This is a genomic window from Marinobacter similis, assembly GCF_000830985.1.
GTDB lineage: Bacteria > Pseudomonadota > Gammaproteobacteria > Pseudomonadales > Oleiphilaceae > Marinobacter > Marinobacter similis.
In genome coordinates this window covers 1016143-1035466 of record NZ_CP007151.1, presented here as the reverse complement: position 1 = coordinate 1035466, position 19324 = coordinate 1016143, and the positions used below count along the sequence as shown (strand labels likewise).

Here is a 19324-nt window from a genome sequence, read left to right as displayed (position 1 = left end):
GCTGATCATGACTGATATCGTACAAATGAAGGGCATGAACAAGTACTTCGGCAAGCTGCATGTCCTGAAAGACATCGACCTGACCGTTGCCAAGGGTGAAGTGGTGGTGATCATCGGGGCCAGTGGCTCCGGCAAGTCGACCCTGATCCGCTGCGTAAACGGCCTGGAAGAGTTTGAATCCGGCCACCTGACGGTGGACGGTCACCCGCTTGCGCCCAAGAGCGGTAATCCGAAATCCCTGGCCGAGATCCGCAAAGAAGTCGGCATGGTATTCCAGCAGTTCAATCTGTTCCCGCACCTGACGGTGAAAAAGAACATCATGCTGGCCCCGAAGAAGGTCAAGGACACGTCGGAAACTGTGGCTGCTGCCACTGCCGAACGACTGCTGAACCGTGTTGGCATTGGCAACCAGGCCGACAAGTTTCCAAGCCAGCTGTCCGGTGGCCAGCAACAGCGCGTCGCCATCGCCCGCGCCCTGGCCATGGAACCTCGGCTAATGCTGTTCGATGAACCCACCTCGGCACTGGATCCGGAAATGATCGGTGAAGTGCTGGACGTGATGCGTGAACTGGCCAAAGAAGGCATGACCATGATGGTCGTTACCCACGAAATGGGCTTCGCCCGTGAAGTGGCCGACCGCGTGATCTACATTCACGAAGGCCAGATTGTGGAACAGGGCAAGCCGGACGATGTGTTCGACAACCCCCAGAACGAACGTACCCAGGCGTTCCTGTCGCGGGTGCTGGCGCACTGACGCCAGCGTTCAACGCTCGCAGAAAAGCCCTGCCTCATCGGTGGGGCTTTTTTTATGGGCGCCGTTCAATCCTGCTGCAGCAGCCGGCGCGTGGCCTGATACTCCTCCTCAATCTTGATACGGGAATCCTCGGCCAAAAATTTGGCAATTTTCTTACCGATCAGCGGTAAATCACTGCGCACCTTCAAGCTGACCTGATTGGTACAGGACTGGCCGTCACCCTTGAGCTTCATAATGCCCCGGACCTTGGCCGGCACACCGTCAATACGCACCCGAAACTCGCAATGCCACTCGTCTTCGCTCTTTCTGAACCAGTGCTCATCCTGGCTGACCTCGTTCCACTCCCGATGAAAACTGGCCAGAATCGACGGTACGTCGGTGGAACTGGTGACCTCCCGTTCGATGACTATCCTTGCCGAGGCTTCATCGAGAATCAGCTCCCGTACCTTCACGTTGCGAGACCCTTCCCGCGTATTTTTCTCCAGAATCCGGTCCCGACTGAAAAACGTGCCCAGCACGTCGTTCAAACCCGCGTCGTATGGGTGTGTTAACTCAAGCTCCATAACAACCTCCTATTAAGATTTTCTAGATTGTCCGGTGCCAGCGCAAAGCCCGCATTGGCCGGGAGGTCGAAGGTGCCTGGCAAGGTGGTCAGCCGGCGCCGTTAACTGTAATATTCGCCAAGGTTAACAGCCGATTTACCCGAACCTGACAGTCTGACCGGAGATATTCCATGCGCAACGCCGATCTCGTCGCCCGCGGCCTCAAGTCCGTGTGGCACCCCTGCACCCAGATGAAAGACCATGAAACCCTGCCGTTGGTCCCCATCAAACGGGGCGAAGGCGTCTGGCTGGAAGATTTTGAGAACAACCGCTACATCGACGCGGTCAGCTCCTGGTGGGTCAACCTGTTCGGCCACGCCAACCCACGCATCAACGCCGCCATTCAAGAACAGATTGGCCAGCTGGAGCACGTGATCCTCGCGGGCTTCACCCACGAGCCGGTGGTAAATCTTTCAGAGCGACTCATCGAAGTGACTCCTGAAGGCCTGAACAAGTGCTTCTACGCCGATAACGGCTCCTCCGCTGTCGAAGCGGCACTGAAGATGAGCTTCCACTACTGGAAAAACCACGGCAAACCGAGCAAGAAGAACTTCGTCAACCTGAGCAACAGCTACCACGGTGAAACCCTCGGGGCGCTGGCACTGGGCGACGTGGCGCTGTACAAGGACACCTACCAGCCGTTGCTGATGGAAGTGCTAACCGCGCCCTCCCCGGATGCGTTTAATAAGGAAGCCGGTGAAACCGACGAAGCCTATGCCCTGCGCCAGTTCGAGGCCATGGAAAAGCTGTTGGCCGAGAAACACGACGAAATCTGCGCCGTTGTAGTAGAACCGCTGATCCAGTGCGCCGGCGGCATGCGCATGCACCACCCGATCTACCACACCAAACTGCGCGAAGCCTGTGACCGCTACGGCGTGCACCTGATCGCCGACGAAATCGCCGTCGGCTTCGGCCGCACCGGCACCCTGTTCGCCTGTGAGCAGTCAGGCATCACCCCGGATTTCATGTGCCTGTCGAAAGGCCTGACGGCAGGTTACCTGCCACTGTCAGTAGTGCTGACCACCGACAACGTCTACAACGCCTTTTACGACGACTACGAAACCCTGAAAGCCTTCCTGCACTCCCACAGCTACACCGGCAATCCGATCGGCTGTGCCGTGGCACTGGCCACCCTGGACATCTTCCGGGACGACAATGTAATTGAGCACAATCGCCGACTCTCCGCCTGCATGGCCGAATCGGTCGCGCACCTGGCCGACCACCCGAACGTGGGCGACATCCGTCAGCACGGCATGACCCTGGCGGTGGAAATGGTGAAGGACAAACCTTCTAAAACCCCTTTCGCCTGGCAGGAACGACGCGGCGTGCGGGTATATCAGCATTCACTGACCCGTGAAGCCTTGCTTCGCCCCCTGGGTAATGTGGTTTACTTCATGCCGCCTTACGTCATCACCGAAGACCAGATTCGCCATCTGGCCCAGGTCGCGACCGAGGGCATTGATATCGCCGTTAGGGACTGACCAGGAAAGACAGGCATGCGCATCCCCAGAATCTATACCGACTCGCCACTCAGTGAAGGAGTGACAACCGACCTGGACGACAACGCCGCCCAGCACGTCGGACGGGTGCTACGCATGCAGCCTGGCCAGGAATTACGCCTGTTCAACGGCGACGGGCAGGACTACCCGGCCACCATCACCACCGCCGGCAAGAAGCAGGTGGAAGTGCTGGTTGGGGCGCCCGAGGCCAACGCCACCGAATCGCCCCTGGAAATCGTACTGGGCCAGACCCTCTCCAAGGGCGACCGCATGGATTATGCGGTTCAGAAAGCCGTGGAAATGGGCGTTACCCGCATTGTGCCCCTGACCACCGAACGCTGTGAGGTAAAACTCAAAGGCGACCGGGAAGACAAACGCCTGCGCCACTGGCAATCGGTGGCCGTAAGCGCCGCTGAACAATGCGGCCGGGCCCGGGTGCCTGAGATCCTGCCGGTAATGACGGTTCAACAGTGGCTGGAACACAGCCGCGACTGCGACGCCCGGCTGGTTTTGCATCACCGCACCGAACAATCCCTGACCGCCATGGCCAAGCCCTGCCGCGTTGCCCTGATGATCGGCCCGGAAGGCGGCCTGTCAGCCGATGAAATCACCCTCGCCGAGCAAGACGGTTTCCTGCCCGTGGCTCTCGGCCCCCGGGTTTTGCGCACCGAAACCGCCCCCGTTGCCGCCATTGCCCTATGCCAGTGGTTGTGGGGCGATGTCGGAAACGAAGCCTGACGGCTCTTCACAACCCCACTGCCCGCCTCCTTTCGGCAGCCAAGTCATTGACAGTACTCACTGCGAACAACATTATCCTTGCCTGACTGAAGAAGTGCCCCGAGGTATGGGCCATTCTACGGATTGGTCTTTTCAGAACTGTGCGGAGCCATGGATGGCGGAGCTCAAGCGCCACATGGATGTGCCTGAGCGGGTTCTGAAAAGACTAATCCGTAGGGTGGCTCGCTCCAAAGTATGCAACATTGGAAATGGCGAGTAGCGGATGACAAGCTTGTTCACCACCCCTGAATTCTGGCAATACCTCAGCATTCCCATCATCGCGGCGCTGATCGGCTGGACCACCAACTGGCTCGCCATCAAGATGACGTTCTTCCCGCTGGAATTCATCGGCAAACCGCCGCTATTGGGCTGGCAAGGCATAATCCCCTCAAAAGCCCGAAAAATGGCCGCCATCAGTGTCGATGCCACCATTTCCAAGATCGGCACCGTAAACGAAATCTTCCAGCAGATTGACCCGAAAGTCCTCGCCACCCACATCGTTTACACGGTAGACAGCCGAATAGAAGAATATGTGGACGAAATGATGCTGCGAGAATACCCCACCTTCTGGGAGAACCTGCCAGCCTCGGCCCGCAACATGGTCTATGACCGGGTTCGAAAATCGACACCCCAACTGGTCGACAACCTCGTGGAGGATATCTCGGCGAACATCGAAGACCTGCTCGACATCAAAGGCATGGTCATCGAACGGCTGGCCAGCGACAAAAAACTGCTGAACAAGATCTTCCTGGAGTGCGGCGAAGTCGAGTTCCGCTTTATCGTCAACTCCGGCCTCTACTTCGGCTTCCTGTTCGGCCTGATCCAGATGACCGTCTGGTACTTCTACCAGAGCTGGTGGGTACTGCCGTTCTTCGGCCTATTGGTAGGCTGGGCCACCAACTGGATTGCCCTGAACGTCATCTTCCGCCCGCTGCAGCCAAAGAAAGTGGGCCCGTTTCGGATACAGGGACTGTTCCTCAAGCGCCAACCGGCAGTGGCCGAATCCTTCTGCCACATTGTCACCCACGAAATACTGACCGTCGGCAACATCATTAACGCCATACTGACCGGCCCCAAGGGCGACCGCGCCCGCAACATGGTGAAGAAACACATCAAGCCACTGGTTGATGAAACCGCCGGCATGGGCAAAGCACTAACCCAGGTGGCCTTTGGGCCCACTGGCTTCGCCACCCTGAAAAAGCAGGTGGGCGAAAAAGCCATCGAGATCTCCCAGACCTCATTCGACAACCCGGTGTTCGAACAGGACCGGGCCCGGGCAGTCGAATCGATCATGGTGGAACGGATGATTGCCCTGTCCTCAGAGGAATTTCAGGATCTGCTCAGACCCTGTTTCCAGGAAGACGAAATCAAGCTGATTCTCGTCGGCGCCTTTCTGGGCATGGCCGCAGGTTTCTGCCAGCTGGTGTTTGTGTTCGGTCAGACCGTTTTTTAGGGTAGCGCTGGATTCGGACTGGTTAACTACTGTGCAAGACTCTGGTCGCCGGCTATACTGCGCGTGTAAGAATACGTAACTCTTTACGACTGATTGGCTCGGAGGCAACGGATGCCAGGCTTTCTCTCCTGGATTTCGAGTTTATTCTCATCGCCACAACCGCCAACACCAGTGCTACCGGAAGCGCGGCTAATCAACCCAGCCAAAGAGCAAACTAACGACGACGACCTCGAGAACGGGTTAGAACTGACCCGCCAGCTGGAGGAACATCTGTTTTGCTGGCTGCTGGATGCCAAACCCTCTGCACTGAACGGAGAGTCTTCGCCTGCACCGGAGATTCTGGCCGAACTGGAACATCGCCTGAATGATGACCAGCTGGATGAACTGCCCCGGCAACCGCTAAGCCTTCCGATGCTGCTGCGAGCCTTGTCCGATGAATCCACCGACGCCAGAGTGTGACCGACATCATTCTCAGGGATCCGGCCCTGACCGATCAGTTGCTGCAAATAGCCAACAGCCCCTTCTTCCGCCACGGCGACAAAGCCATCGAATCGGTAGATCAGGCAGTTTTCCTGCTTGGTATCGATGGTATCCGGAATGTGGTGTCTGCGGCTGTAATGCGCCCAATGATGGCCGCGCGTAACAGTGGCGAAGCACTGTTTGCCAAGCGGGTCTGGCGCTGGGGCATCTCCTGCGCAAGGGCCTCCGAGCAGATTGCCAAGCTACATAACGCCGACACCAGTGCCCACTTCATGGCAGGACTTCTGCCGGCGCTGGCCTACATCACTCTGTTCAGGGAGTTGCAGCGGATCTGCCGTGCGCAACACAACACTGCCCCGCCCCCGGCGTTGATCCGGCAGGCCATGACCCGTTACCAGTGGACCACCAGCCAGCTGCTGGCCAAGGCCTGGAATCTTCCGCCACGGTTCAGCGCGCTGTTGCTGGCAGCGGAACGCCCGGCCCCGAGACAAGACCAGACACCGTTAAACGATGGCATCATCATTGGCACCCGTGAGGTGCTTCACCACGCCAACCAGCGCAATCTGGCGGAGGACGACCTGCCAACGTGGTGCAACTGAGCCCGCAGCAAATCAAACTGGTTCGGGAATCACTGCTGGGCATGCTGCGTGATGAGGGGCGCTCACCCTCCCGACTGTGACACCGGATCCTGTTCTGCTTCTTTAACGGTCTGCTGAATCGTCTTACCGGTTTTCAGCAGCTCGGAGAAGGACGTGGTCAATCGCTCTTCCTCGCCATGCAGCAGGTCAAAGGGCAAATCAAGGGGCAACCTGTCCACCACCCGATCCTCGTCGCGACGAACCACCCTGAGCACGTCAGCAATCGAAATGCCATCCAGCGACCGGCCAGGAACCAGCTGATCACCCTGGCGCCCCGCCAGAGACAACAACCCGGCTCGAATCAGCTTGTCACTCACGCCCCGAGTCACCTCACCGGGTACACTCAACCGATGCTCGAGCACTTCCTGCTGGGGCGCGGGCTCACCCTCTGCAAAGGGTTTCGCCACCATCCACATCAAGGCCAAGGCCACCTTTTCCTGCAACTCCGGCGCCAGCTGGACCTGCCGGCGCTTGGCAACCGAGCTTGGATTCTGCAAATAGAACGCCAGGCTGGCCCCCAGCAACAGGATCATCCAGTTCAGATAGGTCCAGATCAGCAGGATGATACCAATGGCGAAACTGGAGTAGATGGCGGCGTACTTGGCGGAACCCGCCACGAATGACGCAAACAACATGCCCGCGGCCTGCCAGGACACCCCGGCAACCAGACCACCGATAAAGGCATAACGAAGCTTCACGCGGGTGTTCGGCATGAAGATATAGACAAAGGTGAAGGCACCGACCACCAGGAAGAACGGGGTAAACCGGCTGGCGACCAGGATCAGGGAGCCGAAAGGTTCGATCTCGATCAGGGTCTGGACAAAGGTAGAGGAGAAAATGGTGGCGCTGACACCGATAGCGGACACCATCAGCAGAGGACCCACCATGATGACACTGAGGTAGTTACTGAACCGCTGCGCCATCGAGCGCATGTCGGGCACGCGCCAGATCATGTTGAACGAGCGCTCGATCTTCTGCAGCAAAGAGACCACCGTGTAGACCAGCAGCGCCAACCCCACGGAACCCAACACACCTACCTTCATGTTGTCGACAAACCCCAGGATTTTCTCTGCCAGCTCGATACCCTGAGGCCCCATAGGCTGGAAGAACTGGAACAGGAAGGGCTCCATGCGCTGGTGCACCCCCAGCGCCTTCAGCACCGAGAAACTGAGCGCCAGCAGCGGCACGATACTGAGCAGCGTGGTGTAGACCAGGCTCATGGCGTGCAGGGTCAGCTGGCCACTGATGACATCCCTGGCCAGCGCATAAACCGAGCGGCCTGCCTTGTACAGCCAGGTCCAGGGCCAGGTGCGCGGAGGGTTGGGGTTAGCAAGAATCCAGTCTTCTGCCGCCTGAAGCCGTTCTCTAAATTGGAAAGAAGCCACTCAATGTCCTGCAATGGAAAGTTTTGTACAGATTATCAGGCAGATACCTGCCGTAACAGAGTATGGCCGATTAACGGGCATTTGCGAGGGTTGAGGCCAGAATTATAAGCATATGAATTTTAATCACTTTCTCTTATATAAATTCTTGTGTACAACAGCGCCACGAAATTGACTGACATTGACCATCGGGTATTCATCTATGCGCTTAAGCCTTGCAGTAGCCGCTATCACAGCTTTTATTCCGGCATCCGCACTAGCGACCAATGGGTATTTCAGCCATGGATACGGCACCATCAATAAAGGTATGGCCGGCGCCGGAAGCGCCCTGTCTCAGGACAGCATTGCAGCAGCCACCAACCCGGCTGGCATGGCCTTCATCGGCAACCGCGTGGACGGTGGCCTGGAGGCGTTTTCGCCCCGCCGGGAATACTCCGTAGAAGGTAACCCGCAGCAGGACGACATGTTCCCCCTGGCCCCGGGCAACTACCAGAGCAGCCGCGATGGTTTTGTCATCCCGCACCTCGGCTTTAACCGCAAGCTGTCCGACACCACCGCGTTTGGCGTTTCGGTGTTCGCCAACGGCGGCATGAACACTGAATACCCCGGCGAAGAAGGTGGCCCATTCTACGGCGGCCGCACCGGCGTCAACCTGGAGCAGCTGTTCATCGCGCCTACATGGTCCTGGGAATTCTCCGACAATCAGGCCTTCGGCATTTCTCCGGTCATTGCTTACCAGCGCTTCGAGGCGAGAGGCCTGCAGGGTTTCCGCGACTTCTCGTCTGATCCAAGTGCACTATCGAACAACGGCGACGATGAAGCCTGGGGCTACGGCTTTCAGATTGGCTGGCAGGGCGAGATCACCGACACCCTAAGAGGTGGCGTAAGCTGGCGCAACATCCTGGAAATGGAAGAATTCGACCAATACCAGGGCCTGTTTGCCGAACAGGGTGACTTCGACATCCCGCAGATGTTAAACGCCGGCATCGCCTGGTCCGGCATTCAGGATCACTGGATCCTTCTGGACGTTCAGCATATTAAATACAGCGAAGTGAACAGTGTCGGCAATGCGCTGTTGCCGAACCTGATGACAGCACCGCTGGGTGCCGACCAGGGCGCTGGTTTTGGCTGGGATGACATGACCATCGTCAAGCTGGGCTGGCAGTGGCAACAGAGCCAGAAGAACGCCTGGCGAGCAGGCGTAAGCTACGGCGAAAGCCCGATCTCTGACGAGGACGTACTGTTCAATATCCTCGCTCCGGGACTGCAGGAATGGCACTTCACCGGTGGCTTCACCCACAACTTCAGCGAGAACCTGGAGCTTTCCGGAATGGCTTTCTTCTCGCCGACGAAAGAAGTCACTGGCCCCAACCCACTGGCGGCCGACCAGACAATCACCCTGGAGATGTACCAGGTTGGCGCATCAGCCAGCATCGGCTGGAAGTACTAAACCACGCCGCCTGGAATGCAAAAAAGCCCCGGTTATGCCGGGGATGACAAATTACGCGCCGTAATATCGACGATTCTCTGTCGCGCTTCGCGACTTGCCCAAGCCGAATGAGGGGTCACGATCAGATTGGGGATATCGTCTGCCAGCAACGGGTTACCGTTACGGGGCGGCTCTTCCGTCAAGACATCAAAACCGGCGCCACCGATCTCGCCCGACCTCAGGGCATCCGCCAGCGCCTGCTCGTCCACCAGTCCGCCGCGGCTGGTGTTGATCAGCAAGGCATCGTTTTTCATCATCTTCAACTCACGGGCACCGATCAGGTTACGGGTGTCGTCGGTGAGCAGGCAGTGCAGTGACAGCACATCCACCTTTGGCAGCAGTTCGTCCAGGGGCAGGCGCGGATAGCCATCCACCTCCGAGGCCGACTGGCCCGGCCGTGCGCCCAACAGGACTTTCATTCCAAAGGCTTCGGCCCTCTTAATGACCCCCTGGCCCAGATCACCATAACCCAGAACGCCCAGTGTACGACCCTCCAGCTCCATGATCGGATGGTCCATCAGGCAAAACATGTCGCTCTTGCCCCAGCGACCGGCACGCACATCGCGATCGTAATCCAGCAACCGGGTAGCCAGCGCCAGAATCAGCGCCATGGTGTGCTGGGCAACCGTTGAGCGGCCGTAATTAGTTACATTCAGCACCCGGATACCATGATCGCGAGCTGCATCTTTATCGATGTTGTTAATCCCGGTGGCCACTACCGCAATGGTTTTCAGCTCAGGGCAGGCTTCGAAATGCTCTCGCGTAAGCACCACCTTGTTGACGATCACCGTATCGAAGCCCTGAATGCGGCCAACTACCTCATCCGGCGCCGTTTTACCGTGTTTAACGAGATCTCCGGTGATACGCTCAATGGGAGCGAGATCGACATCGTTGCCCAGTGTATTGGCATCGAGGAATACTGCTTTCATGCTTTTCTCCTGAATCAAGACAGGCAAAGATTAGGGTAGACTGAAGCAAACGTCCAAACCAGATGGAGCGGAAAACCATGGATCACGAGTTCTGGCATGAACGCTGGGCCAAAAAGGAAATTGGCTTTCACGAGGGCACCGTTAACCAGTACCTCTACGACCACTGGCCGGAGCTCGCCGGCAAGCCCGCCAGCGCCGTTTTTGTCCCTTTGTGCGGTAAAGCCCACGACATGTGGTGGCTGCACGACCGCGGGCACCCGGTGATCGGCGTCGAGCTAAGCGAAGTCGCCTGCAAGGACTTCTTCGAGGAAGGCGGCGAAAAAGCAAGGTGCACCCGGGCGAGCCGTTCATAACCTTCAAGCACGATAACCTGGAACTCTGGTGCGGCGACTTTTTCCAGCTCGTCCCTGCCGACCTGAAACACATCCGCCTGGTTTACGACCGGGCCGCCCTGATCGCCCTGCCACCCCACATGCGAAAGAGCTACGTGGAACACCTGACCGCGATCATCCCGGATGACACCAAGATACTGCTAATCACCCTCGACTACGATACCGAAATCAAAGGTCCGCCGTTTAACGTCAGCGATGAAGAAGTCATGGAGCTCTACTCGGCGGACTACACCGTCGAACACATCCTCACCAACACCCTGGCCAAGGACCACCCGTTCACCAAACGCAAAGGCCTGGCCGGTGCCACCGAAAGCGTGTTCCGCCTAACCAAGAAATAACTCTCTATTCCGCCTCTTACACCCTGACCCACGCCCAACGCGTGATCGGAGTGTAAGGGGTGTCTTTGTGTGACCGCTTGTTTGTCTGAGCCCAGCGAGTTTCAACAAGCGGTCACACAAAGACACTCCTTGCGCTCCAGCCCTCCACCCCGTAACACAATTTAATGAACCTTAACCACATCCCCACTGTCCTATTTTTCGAGCGTGAACTAAGCTCAAATTAAGCAGGCAGCCGCAGCTCCGTATTTGCCGGGCTGCTTGTATGTATCCATTTCTTCCACCCATAACTACACAGACCGCCCTCACAGGCGGAACCGATGCAACGGGGATATTGCGTGAACTGAGAGTCGATTATAAGAGAGCAAGCGAGGCGCCATCTATGACCATCATGCAGCACTTTAAAGACAGGTATGAGAGTACCCAGGAAGAAGAATTCACCCTGGAGGAATACCTGGAGATCTGCAAAAAGGACCCAACGGCCTATGCCACGGCCGCTGAACGAATGTTAATTGCCATTGGCGAGCCAGAACTTGTCGACACCTCCCGTGACCTTCGCCTGTCACGCATCTTCTCCAACAAGGTAATCAAGCGATACCCTGAATTCTCCGAGTTCTACGGCATGGAAGAAGCCGTGGAAAACATCGTCTCCTTCTTCCGCCATGCTGCCCAGGGCCTGGAAGAGAAGAAACAGATCCTGTACCTGCTCGGCCCGGTTGGCGGTGGTAAATCGTCCCTGGCGGAAAAGCTCAAGGCCCTGATGCAAAAGGTGCCCTTCTACGCCATCAAGGGTTCACCGGTGAACGAATCGCCGCTTGGGTTGTTTGACCCCGCGGAGGACGCCCAGATCCTGGAGGAAGAATACGGCATCCCCTCCCGCTACCTGCAAAACATTATTTCGCCTTGGGCGGTCAAGCGGCTGCACGAATTCGGCGGCGACATCAGCCAGTTCAAGGTTGTAAAAAGATATCCCTCGGTACTGGACCAGGTTGGGGTCTCCAAGACCGAGCCCGGCGACGACAACAACCAGGACATCTCTGCCCTGGTGGGTAAGGTTAACATCCGCATGCTGGAGGACTTCTCCCAGGACGACGCCGACGCCTACAGCTTCAGCGGTGGCCTGTGCAAAGCCAACCAGGGCCTGCTGGAATTCGTCGAGATGTTCAAGGCACCGATCAAAGTGCTGCACCCGCTGCTGACCGCAACTCAGGAAGGCAACTACAACACCACCGAAGGTATGGGTTCGGTGCCCTTTGACGGCGTGATCCTGGCCCACTCCAACGAATCGGAATGGCAGACTTTCCGCAACAACAAGCACAATGAGGCGTTTCTGGACCGGGTCTACATCGTGAAAGTGCCCTACTGTGTTCGGGTCACCGAAGAGATCGAGATCTACAAGAAGCTATTGAAGAACAGCTCCCTGTCCGGTGCCCCCTGCGCCCCCGACACCCTCGACATGCTGGCCCAGTTCTCGGTGCTGTCGCGGATCAAGGAACCGGAAAACTCCAGCATCTTCTCCAAGATGCGCGTATACGACGGCCAGAACATCAAGGATACCGATCCCAAGGCCAAGTCAATTCAGGAGTATCGGGATGCCGCCGGCGTGAACGAGGGCATGGACGGCCTGTCCACCCGCTTCGCGTTCAAGATCCTGTCAAAAGTGTTCAACTTTGATACCGCGGAAGTGGCGGCCAACCCCGTGCACCTGCTGTACGTGATCGAAAAACAGATTGAACAGGAGCAATACACGCCCGAGGTTCAGGAGCGCTACCTGCGCTTCATCAAGGAATTCCTGGCACCTCACTACGTCCAGTTCATCGGCAAGGAAATCCAGACCGCATACCTGGAGAGCTACAGCGAATACGGCCAGAACCTGTTCGATCGCTATGTCACCTATGCCGACTTCTGGATTCAGGACCAGGAATACCGGGACCCCGAAACCGGCGAGATTCTCGACCGCTCGTCCATCAACGATGAGCTGGAGAAGATCGAGAAACCGGCGGGCATCAGCAACCCGAAAGACTTCCGCAACGAGGTGGTCAACTTTGTCCTGCGGGCGCGGGCCAACAACCAGGGCCGCAACCCGTCCTGGCTCAGTTACGAGAAGCTGCGCAGCGTGATCGAGAAGAAGATGTTCTCGAACACCGAGGATCTGCTGCCGGTTATTTCTTTCAACCCGAAAGCAAGTCAGGAAGATCAGAAGAAACACAAGCAGTTCGTCGAGCGTATGGTCGATAGAGGCTACACGGAGAAACAGGTTCGCCTGCTTGCAGAGTGGTACCTGCGGGTTCGTAAGTCTCACTAAGTCAGCGGCCAACCGCTGAACTGGAGTAGCGCTATGGGTATGACCCACGTCGTCGACCGGCGACTGAACGGCAAGAACAAAAGCGCGGTGAACCGGGAACGGTTCCTGCGCCGGTACCGCCACCACATCAAGAAAGCCGTGGCCGATGCGGTGCAACGGCGCTCGATCACCGACATTGAGCGGGGCGAGAGCGTCAGCATTCCAAGCCAGGATATCGAAGAGCCGATTTTCCATCATGGCCAGGGTGGCAAACGCGAAATGGTCCACCCGGGCAATCAGGAGTTTGTCGCTGGCGATACTATCCCCAAGCCGCCCGGGGGCGGTGGTGGTGGGCAGGGCCAAGGCAAAGCCAGCCCCGATGGCGAGGGCATGGATGAATTCGCCTTCCAGATCACCCAGGAGGAGTTTCTCGACTTTCTGTTCGACGACCTCGAACTGCCTAACCTGGCCCGCAAGAAACTGAAAGACACCGAATCCTTCAAGTACGTCCGCTCCGGCTTCACCACCGAAGGTGTCCCGGCCAAACTCGATGTGGTGCGCTCGCTCCGGGGCGCTCATGCCCGCCGGCTGGGCCTGGGCGGCGCCCGTAAGAAAAAGATCCGCGACCTGGAAGAGCAGCTCGAGGCGCTGAAAATGGCGCCCGAGGATCTGGACCCGGCCTTCAGCCATGAAGACCAGATCCAGGTCCTGGAGGAGGAAATCGCCCGCCTGAAAGCCAACATCCGGCGCATCCCGTTCATCGACGAAATCGACCTGCGCTACCGCCAGCATCAGAAACACCCGCAGCCGGCCACCAGTGCCGTCATGTTCTGCCTGATGGATGTATCGGGCTCGATGACCCAGATGCACAAGGACATTGCCAAGCGCTTCTTCATCCTGCTGTACCTGTTTCTGAAGAAGAACTACAAGAAGATTGAGGTGGTGTTCATCCGGCACCACACCAGTGCCAAAGAGGTGGACGAAGAGGAGTTCTTCTACTCCCGGGAAACCGGCGGCACCATAGTCTCCAGCGCCCTGAAGCTGATGAAGAAGATTGTTGAATCCCGGTATCCGCCATCGGAGTGGAACATCTACGCCGCCCAGGCCTCGGACGGCGACAACTGGAACGACGACTCACCGGTGTGCAGCAAGATCCTGGCTGAGGGCATCCTGCCGCTGGTGCAGTATTACGCCTACACCGAGATCACGCCCCAGGATCACCAGATGCTGTGGTACGAGTACGAAAAAATCATGGAGCGCTTCCCCAATAGCTTCGCCATGCAACAAATCGCCGATCCGGGCGAGATCTATCCGGTATTCCGACAGCTGTTTGAGAGGAAAGCCGCATGACCGACACCATGGATCGTCCCAACCTGCCGGAAAACGGGCAGTCCGGGGACCGTCAGCCCATTTCCACCAGTTCGGAATGGACCTTCGATCTGATCCGCAAGTACGACGAGGAAATTGCCAAATGCGCGGCGGAGTTCGGGCTGGACACCTACCCGAACCAGATTGAAGTGATCAGCGCCGAGCAGATGATGGATGCCTACAGTTCGGTGGGCATGCCGGTGGGCTACCACCACTGGTCGTTCGGCAAGCAATTCCTGAGCACATCCAAGGGCTATCAGAGGGGCCAGATGGGGCTGGCCTATGAAATCGTCATCAACTCGAACCCCTGCATTGCCTATCTGATGGAAGAGAACACTCTGCCCATGCAGGCGCTGGTTATTGCCCACGCCTGCTACGGCCACAACTCGTTCTTCAAGGGCAACTACCTGTTCCGCACCTGGACCGACGCCAGTGCCATCATCGATTACCTGGTATTTGCCCGCAATTATGTAGCCGAATGCGAGGAACGTCATGGCGTGGATGCGGTGGAGCAGATTCTCGACTCATGCCACGCCCTGATGAATTACGGCGTCGACCGTTACAAACGCCCGGCCCCAATTTCCGCCTCCGAGGAGCAGCGCCGGCAACAGGAACGAGAGGAATACCAGCAGCGGCGCATCAATGACTTGTGGCGCACCATTCCGCGGTCTAACGATGACGACGATGCGGTGAACAATAAGCTTCGCTTCCCCGAGGAGCCCCAGGAAAACATTCTCTACTTCATCGAAAAGAACGCGCCCCTGCTGGAAACTTGGCAACGGGAGATCGTTCGCATCGTGCGCAAGCTGGGCCAATACTTCTACCCTCAACGCCAGACCCAGGTGATGAACGAGGGCTGGGCGTCTTTCTGGCATTACACGCTGCTGCACTCCATGTATGAGAAAGGCCTGGTGAACGACGGCTTCATGTTGGAGTTCCTGCAAAGCCACACCGCCGTGGTGTACCAACCGCCCTTCAACAGCCCCTGGTATTCAGGCCTGAATCCCTACACCCTGGGCTTTTCGATCTACACCGATCTGCGGCGCATCTGCGAGCACCCAACCGATGAAGACCGGCAGTGGTTCCCGGACATCGCCGGTACCGACTGGGTCGAAACCCTGCATTTCGCCATGGCCAACTTCAAGGATGAAAGCTTCATCCAGCAGTTCCTGTCGCCCAAGGTGATGCGCGACCTCAAGCTGTTCTCTATCCAGAACGACGATCAGGAAGACGTGTACCGCGTGACCGCCATTCACGACGAGCCCGGATACCGCATTCTCCGGGAAAAACTGGCACGCCAATACAATCTCAGTTACCGCGAACCCAACATCCAGGTCTGGAACGTGGATGTGCGCGGCGATCGCTCACTAACCCTGCGACATGTCCCGGTCGACCGAGTGCCTCTGGGGGATGAAACCGAAGAAGTGCTGCGCCACGTGCACCGGCTGTGGGGCTTTGATGTGCACCTGGAGAGTGTTGATGAGGGTACTGTGGTTGAGGAGTACCACTGCCCCCGGCATTCTCTAGATGAAGATGACGATTGAGGTCCTTGGCGCGACAAGCTTATTCGTTAGAGCAGCATCTGCATCCAATCCACCAACCAGGGCACTATAAGAGCCGTGGCGAAGGCCGACAACGCCATCGCCAAGCCAGAGAACGCACCCATCTGGCGGCTGACCTGAAACGCCCGCGCGGTGCCAATGCCGTGGGCGGCCACGCCCATGGCAATACCTCGGGCGGCATCGTCTTTCACCCGGAACCAATCAAACAGTTTGGTGCCCAACACCGCGCCGGTGATACCGGTTGCAACCGTCAGTACTGCCGTCAGCGATGGCAGCCCGCCGATCTTTTCAGAAATGCCCATGGCCACCGGTGCCGTGGCCGATTTCGGCGCCAGCGACATCTGGATTTCCAGCGAACCGCCCAACAGCCAGGCCAGACCGATGGAACTGCCGGCGGCGATCAACACGCCGCAGATCAGGGAAATGGTCACCGGCAGCCAGAGCTGGCGCAACCGGGAGAACTGCTGGTACAGCGGCACCGCCAGGGCCACGGTGGCTGGGCCCAACAGGAAGTGAACAAACTGGCCGCCTTCGAAATAGTCGTTGTAGGAGGTGTCGGTGAGCAGCAGCAGCCCAATCAGCATGGCCACCGACGTCACCACCGGGTTGGCCAGCGGGTTGGAGCTGGTCCGCAGGTAAAACCGGTAGGCCAGGCCATAGGCCACCAGGGTGATGGTCAGTCCCAGCAGGGGCGATGCCGACAGGTAAACCCAGATGTCTTTCAGACCGGGATCATTCATTGCTCCGACCCTCCCTGTGCAGAGCTGTCGGGCTTGACCAGCCAGCGCGTGGTTACCTGCATGATCAGTGCCGTTGCGATCATGGTTATCACGGTGCTGCACAACAACGCCAGAGTGATAGGCAGCCACTCATCAGCGATGCGATCGAAGTGTGCCATCATGCCAACACCGGCCGGCACAAAAAGCAGTGACAGATGGGCCAGCAATGCGGACGATGCCTGTTCAACAGAATCCGGCGTCCGGCCCCGGATCCACAGAGTGATGAACAGCATTACCATACCCAGGACCGGCCCTGGAATGGGCACGCCCGCCAAGCGCACGGTGATTTCACCAGCCAACTGGTAAACCAGCAAAAGCGTTATTCCGTTGAGAAACTGCATGGCAAGGGCTCCGGCCGGCGAATACGGTTCTTTTCAGAGCATAGCCACTTAAGACTGTACTGAACACTCAACGGAAGTCGAACGAGAAATGTTGTAAAAAACGGAACTTTAGTAGCGCGAGGATCGTGAACTTAATTCGTTATCAGTATACTTGCAGCTAACAAGTAGAATTTTTAACTCGTGGAGTACAACAAGGAATGAAACGCCTGGGAACATTGGATGCCTCCTGGCTGGCCGTGGAGTCTGAGGACACCCCGATGCATGTGGGGAACCTGCAAATTTTTTCGCTGCCAGAAGGCGCTCCCGAAACCTTTTTGCGTGATCTGGTCACCCGCATGAAAGAAACCGGTGAGGTTGCTCCGCCCTGGAGCTACAAGCTGGCCGGGTCCGGATTGTTGGGAAGACTGGTCGCTCCCGGCTGGAAGATCGACAAAGACATCGATCTGGATTACCACGTTCGCCATTCCGCGCTGCCCCGCCCCGGCGGTGAGCGTGAGTTGGGCATTCTGGTGTCCCGCCTGCATTCCAACCCGCTGGATTTTGCCCGGCCGCTGTGGGAATGCCACGTCATTGAGGGCCTGGAAAACAACCGCTTTGCTCTTTACACTAAGATGCATCATTCCCTGATTGATGGCATCAGCGGCGTGCGCCTGTTGCAGCGGGTGCTGACCACGGATCCCGACAAGCGCGACATGGCACCACCCTGGTCGGTGCAGCCCGAGCGTCGGCGCGGCAGCAAAACGGACGCGGAAGCCAGCATCCCCGCAGCCATTGCCCAGGCCAAAGATGCCCTCAAGCTGCAGGCCGATATGGCACCACGGCTTTGGCAAGCGGGCAATCGCCTGCTGCACTCCGTGCGCCATCCTGAGGATGGGCTCGCGGCGCCCTTCATGGGGCCGGTCTCCAAGATCAACCACCGGGTTACTGGCCAACGGCGACTCGCCACCCAGCACTACCAGTTGGATCGCATCAAAGCCGTAGCCCACGAAAGCGGCGGTTCACTGAATGACATCGTGCTGTACCTGTGCGGCACTGCCCTGCGCCGGTTCTTGCTGGAGCAGGATGACCTGCCAGATACCGCCATGACGGCCGGTATTCCGGTTAACATTCGCCCGGCAGACGACGAAGGCACCGGCACTCAGATCAGCTTCATGATTGCCTCCCTGGCGACCAACGAAGCCGACCCGCTCAACCGTCTGCAGGAGATCAAATCTTCCACTCGTCGCGCCAAGGAACATTTGCAGAAGCTGCCGAAGAGTGCGCTGACCCAGTACACGATGCTGCTGATGTCGCCCTATATCCTTCAACTGATGTCCGGGCTGGGTGGTCGCATGCGGCCGGTGTTCAATGTCACCATATCCAATGTTCCAGGCCCCCAGCGCACGCTGTACTACGAAGGTGCGAAACTTGAGGCCATGTACCCGGTGTCGCTGATCGCCCACGGTGGCGCACTCAACATTACCTGCCTGAGCTACGATGGCTCGCTTAACTTCGGATATACCGGCTGCAGGGACACCCTGCCAAGCATGCAGAAGCTGGCCGTTTATACCGGTGAAGCCCTGGATGAACTGGAGAGTCTGGTGATTCCGCCGAAACCGAAAACCACCCGGCGCGCGACCAAAAAGAAGGTTACTGGCTAACGCTGTTCCAGTTGGCGGCACCTACAAAGATCAGTTGAAGGAAGCGGATGGTCCGCTTCCGGATCTGGTCGATCTGGTAGTCATCGCCGGCAGACACCCCCAGCAGGTCGGTCAGACTGAAGGCAACACTGCGCACCACCAGGTCACAGGTCATGTCCAGATCGCTGTCGCTGAGATGATCCACCAGACGTAACCGGCGCAAGTCGTTGGCCAGTTCGCTGGCAAAGAAACGCATTTCGCTGCGAATCCCATCCTGAACTGCCCTGCTCTCGCCCGCCAATCCTTGCGCCATAAACAGAAAGAAACTGCGGTTGGCCTGAGCGTGGCTAATAAAGATGTCCACTGACTCCTCAATCAACTTATCCGCCTGCGACACATGCTCTCGGGCCTCCCGCATCATGCGGCGCAGCACCAGACCCAACTCGTCCACCAACTGCAGCCCCAGATCGTCCATATTGCGGAAGTGGCGATAGAACGAGGTGGGTACCACACCCGCCTGCCGGGTAACTTCCCGAATGCCGAGACTGGCAAAATGCCGGCCCTTGCCCACCAGAGTCAGCGCCGCACTCATCAGTTTTTCACGGGTCTCACCCGGCTTTCTGCGTTGTCTTTCCGCCATC

17 protein-coding genes and 1 pseudogene are annotated in these 19324 nt (G+C 57.8%); 12 read left to right on the top strand and 6 right to left on the bottom strand.

Annotated features, from left to right (window positions below):
* Positions 1-7 precede the first annotated feature (7 nt).
* Positions 8-754, top strand: coding sequence for an amino acid ABC transporter ATP-binding protein (locus AU14_RS04700; protein WP_041339354.1), 747 nt, complete (start codon positions 8-10; stop codon positions 752-754).
* A gap of 65 nt (positions 755-819) precedes the next feature.
* Here AU14_RS04700 and AU14_RS04695 read toward each other — a convergent pair whose 3' ends face one another.
* A complete protein-coding gene (locus AU14_RS04695; protein ID WP_041339352.1) occupies positions 820-1317 on the bottom strand; it encodes a DUF2505 domain-containing protein in 498 nt (165 codons plus the stop codon).
* A 170-nt stretch (positions 1318-1487) separates the two neighbouring features.
* Here AU14_RS04695 and AU14_RS04690 point away from each other — a divergent pair, with 170 nt between their 5' ends.
* The 5 genes from AU14_RS04690 to AU14_RS20615 all read left to right on the top strand — a co-directional run bounded on the left by AU14_RS04690 (position 1488) and on the right by AU14_RS20615 (position 6164).
* On the top strand, positions 1488-2837 hold the full coding sequence (locus AU14_RS04690) for an adenosylmethionine--8-amino-7-oxononanoate transaminase (RefSeq protein ID WP_041339349.1): 1350 nt from the start codon (positions 1488-1490) through the stop codon (positions 2835-2837).
* A gap of 15 nt (positions 2838-2852) precedes the next feature.
* Positions 2853-3593: a 16S rRNA (uracil(1498)-N(3))-methyltransferase gene (locus AU14_RS04685; RefSeq protein WP_041339347.1), complete on the top strand. Its 741-nt coding sequence runs from the start codon at positions 2853-2855 to the stop codon at positions 3591-3593.
* Positions 3594-3855: 262 nt separating this feature from the next.
* A complete protein-coding gene (locus AU14_RS04680; RefSeq protein WP_041339345.1) occupies positions 3856-5085 on the top strand; it encodes a DUF445 domain-containing protein in 1230 nt (409 codons plus the stop codon).
* Positions 5086-5196: 111 nt separating this feature from the next.
* Complete coding sequence (locus tag AU14_RS20620; protein ID WP_236744382.1) at positions 5197-5544, top strand: hypothetical protein; 348 nt, start codon at positions 5197-5199, stop codon at positions 5542-5544.
* Complete coding sequence (locus AU14_RS20615) at positions 5541-6164, top strand: HDOD domain-containing protein (RefSeq protein WP_236744381.1); 624 nt, start codon at positions 5541-5543, stop codon at positions 6162-6164. The genes AU14_RS20620 and AU14_RS20615 overlap by 4 nt, the downstream gene beginning before the upstream one ends.
* A 62-nt stretch (positions 6165-6226) precedes the next feature.
* On the opposite strand, the gene AU14_RS04670 is transcribed toward AU14_RS20615, so the two are convergent.
* On the bottom strand, positions 6227-7588 hold the full coding sequence (locus AU14_RS04670; RefSeq protein WP_041339343.1) for a YihY/virulence factor BrkB family protein: 1362 nt from the start codon (positions 7586-7588) through the stop codon (positions 6227-6229).
* 199 nt (positions 7589-7787) lie between these two features.
* Between AU14_RS04670 and AU14_RS04665 the strand changes: the two genes are divergently transcribed.
* Positions 7788-9035 carry an OmpP1/FadL family transporter gene (locus AU14_RS04665; protein ID WP_041339341.1) on the top strand — a complete coding sequence of 416 codons (1248 nt, stop codon included), beginning with the start codon at positions 7788-7790 and terminating at the stop codon, positions 9033-9035.
* A 32-nt stretch (positions 9036-9067) separates the two neighbouring features.
* Here the strand turns inward: AU14_RS04665 and AU14_RS04660 are convergent, their stop codons facing one another.
* Complete coding sequence (locus tag AU14_RS04660) at positions 9068-10003, bottom strand: D-2-hydroxyacid dehydrogenase (protein WP_041339339.1); 936 nt, start codon at positions 10001-10003, stop codon at positions 9068-9070.
* Positions 10004-10080: 77 nt separating this feature from the next.
* Here AU14_RS04660 and tmpT point away from each other — a divergent pair.
* The 4 genes and pseudogenes from tmpT to AU14_RS04640 all read left to right on the top strand — a co-directional run bounded on the left by tmpT (position 10081) and on the right by AU14_RS04640 (position 15926).
* Positions 10081-10733, top strand: a pseudogene (gene tmpT / locus AU14_RS04655) (thiopurine S-methyltransferase).
* A gap of 379 nt (positions 10734-11112) precedes the next feature.
* Positions 11113-13035 carry a PrkA family serine protein kinase gene (locus AU14_RS04650; protein WP_041339337.1) on the top strand — a complete coding sequence of 641 codons (1923 nt, stop codon included), beginning with the start codon at positions 11113-11115 and terminating at the stop codon, positions 13033-13035.
* Between the two features lie 33 nt (positions 13036-13068).
* Complete coding sequence (locus AU14_RS04645) at positions 13069-14364, top strand: YeaH/YhbH family protein (RefSeq protein WP_041339335.1); 1296 nt, start codon at positions 13069-13071, stop codon at positions 14362-14364.
* A complete protein-coding gene (locus tag AU14_RS04640) occupies positions 14361-15926 on the top strand; it encodes a SpoVR family protein (protein ID WP_041339333.1) in 1566 nt (521 codons plus the stop codon). The genes AU14_RS04645 and AU14_RS04640 overlap by 4 nt, the downstream gene beginning before the upstream one ends.
* Before the next feature lie 26 nt (positions 15927-15952).
* Here the strand turns inward: AU14_RS04640 and AU14_RS04635 are convergent, their stop codons facing one another.
* Positions 15953-16684 (bottom strand): LrgB family protein, encoded by a 732-nt coding sequence (locus AU14_RS04635; RefSeq protein ID WP_041339331.1) that lies wholly within the window; start codon positions 16682-16684, stop codon positions 15953-15955.
* Positions 16681-17064, bottom strand: a complete 384-nt coding sequence (locus tag AU14_RS04630) for a CidA/LrgA family protein (protein ID WP_041339329.1) — start codon at positions 17062-17064, stop codon at positions 16681-16683. The genes AU14_RS04635 and AU14_RS04630 overlap by 4 nt, the downstream gene beginning before the upstream one ends.
* Before the next feature lie 197 nt (positions 17065-17261).
* Here AU14_RS04630 and AU14_RS04625 point away from each other — a divergent pair, with 197 nt between their 5' ends.
* On the top strand, positions 17262-18704 hold the full coding sequence (locus tag AU14_RS04625; protein WP_041339326.1) for a WS/DGAT/MGAT family O-acyltransferase: 1443 nt from the start codon (positions 17262-17264) through the stop codon (positions 18702-18704).
* Here AU14_RS04625 and AU14_RS04620 read toward each other — a convergent pair.
* Positions 18694-19323 carry a TetR family transcriptional regulator gene (locus tag AU14_RS04620; protein WP_041343606.1) on the bottom strand — a complete coding sequence of 210 codons (630 nt, stop codon included), beginning with the start codon at positions 19321-19323 and terminating at the stop codon, positions 18694-18696. The two genes, AU14_RS04625 and AU14_RS04620, sit on opposite strands and share 11 nt — an antisense overlap.
* Position 19324: the final 1 nt, after the last annotated feature.

What these genes read in the sequence shown, in the direction of transcription:
- AU14_RS04700 (WP_041339354.1), top strand. Translation starts at nt 8, where the DNA reads ATGACTGATATCGTACAAATGAAGGGCATGAACAAGTACTTCGGCAAG.
- AU14_RS04695 (WP_041339352.1), bottom strand. Translation starts at nt 1,317, where the DNA reads ATGGAGCTTGAGTTAACACACCCATACGACGCGGGTTTGAACGACGTG.
- AU14_RS04690 (WP_041339349.1), top strand. Translation starts at nt 1,488, where the DNA reads ATGCGCAACGCCGATCTCGTCGCCCGCGGCCTCAAGTCCGTGTGGCAC.
- AU14_RS04685 (WP_041339347.1), top strand. Translation starts at nt 2,853, where the DNA reads ATGCGCATCCCCAGAATCTATACCGACTCGCCACTCAGTGAAGGAGTG.
- AU14_RS04680 (WP_041339345.1), top strand. Translation starts at nt 3,856, where the DNA reads ATGACAAGCTTGTTCACCACCCCTGAATTCTGGCAATACCTCAGCATT.
- AU14_RS20620 (WP_236744382.1), top strand. Translation starts at nt 5,197, where the DNA reads ATGCCAGGCTTTCTCTCCTGGATTTCGAGTTTATTCTCATCGCCACAA.
- AU14_RS04665 (WP_041339341.1), top strand. Translation starts at nt 7,788, where the DNA reads ATGCGCTTAAGCCTTGCAGTAGCCGCTATCACAGCTTTTATTCCGGCA.
- AU14_RS04660 (WP_041339339.1), bottom strand. Translation starts at nt 10,003, where the DNA reads ATGAAAGCAGTATTCCTCGATGCCAATACACTGGGCAACGATGTCGAT.
- AU14_RS04650 (WP_041339337.1), top strand. Translation starts at nt 11,113, where the DNA reads ATGACCATCATGCAGCACTTTAAAGACAGGTATGAGAGTACCCAGGAA.
- AU14_RS04645 (WP_041339335.1), top strand. Translation starts at nt 13,069, where the DNA reads ATGGGTATGACCCACGTCGTCGACCGGCGACTGAACGGCAAGAACAAA.
- AU14_RS04640 (WP_041339333.1), top strand. Translation starts at nt 14,361, where the DNA reads ATGACCGACACCATGGATCGTCCCAACCTGCCGGAAAACGGGCAGTCC.
- AU14_RS04635 (WP_041339331.1), bottom strand. Translation starts at nt 16,684, where the DNA reads ATGAATGATCCCGGTCTGAAAGACATCTGGGTTTACCTGTCGGCATCG.
- AU14_RS04630 (WP_041339329.1), bottom strand. Translation starts at nt 17,064, where the DNA reads ATGCAGTTTCTCAACGGAATAACGCTTTTGCTGGTTTACCAGTTGGCT.
- AU14_RS04625 (WP_041339326.1), top strand. Translation starts at nt 17,262, where the DNA reads ATGAAACGCCTGGGAACATTGGATGCCTCCTGGCTGGCCGTGGAGTCT.
- AU14_RS04620 (WP_041343606.1), bottom strand. Translation starts at nt 19,323, where the DNA reads ATGGCGGAAAGACAACGCAGAAAGCCGGGTGAGACCCGTGAAAAACTG.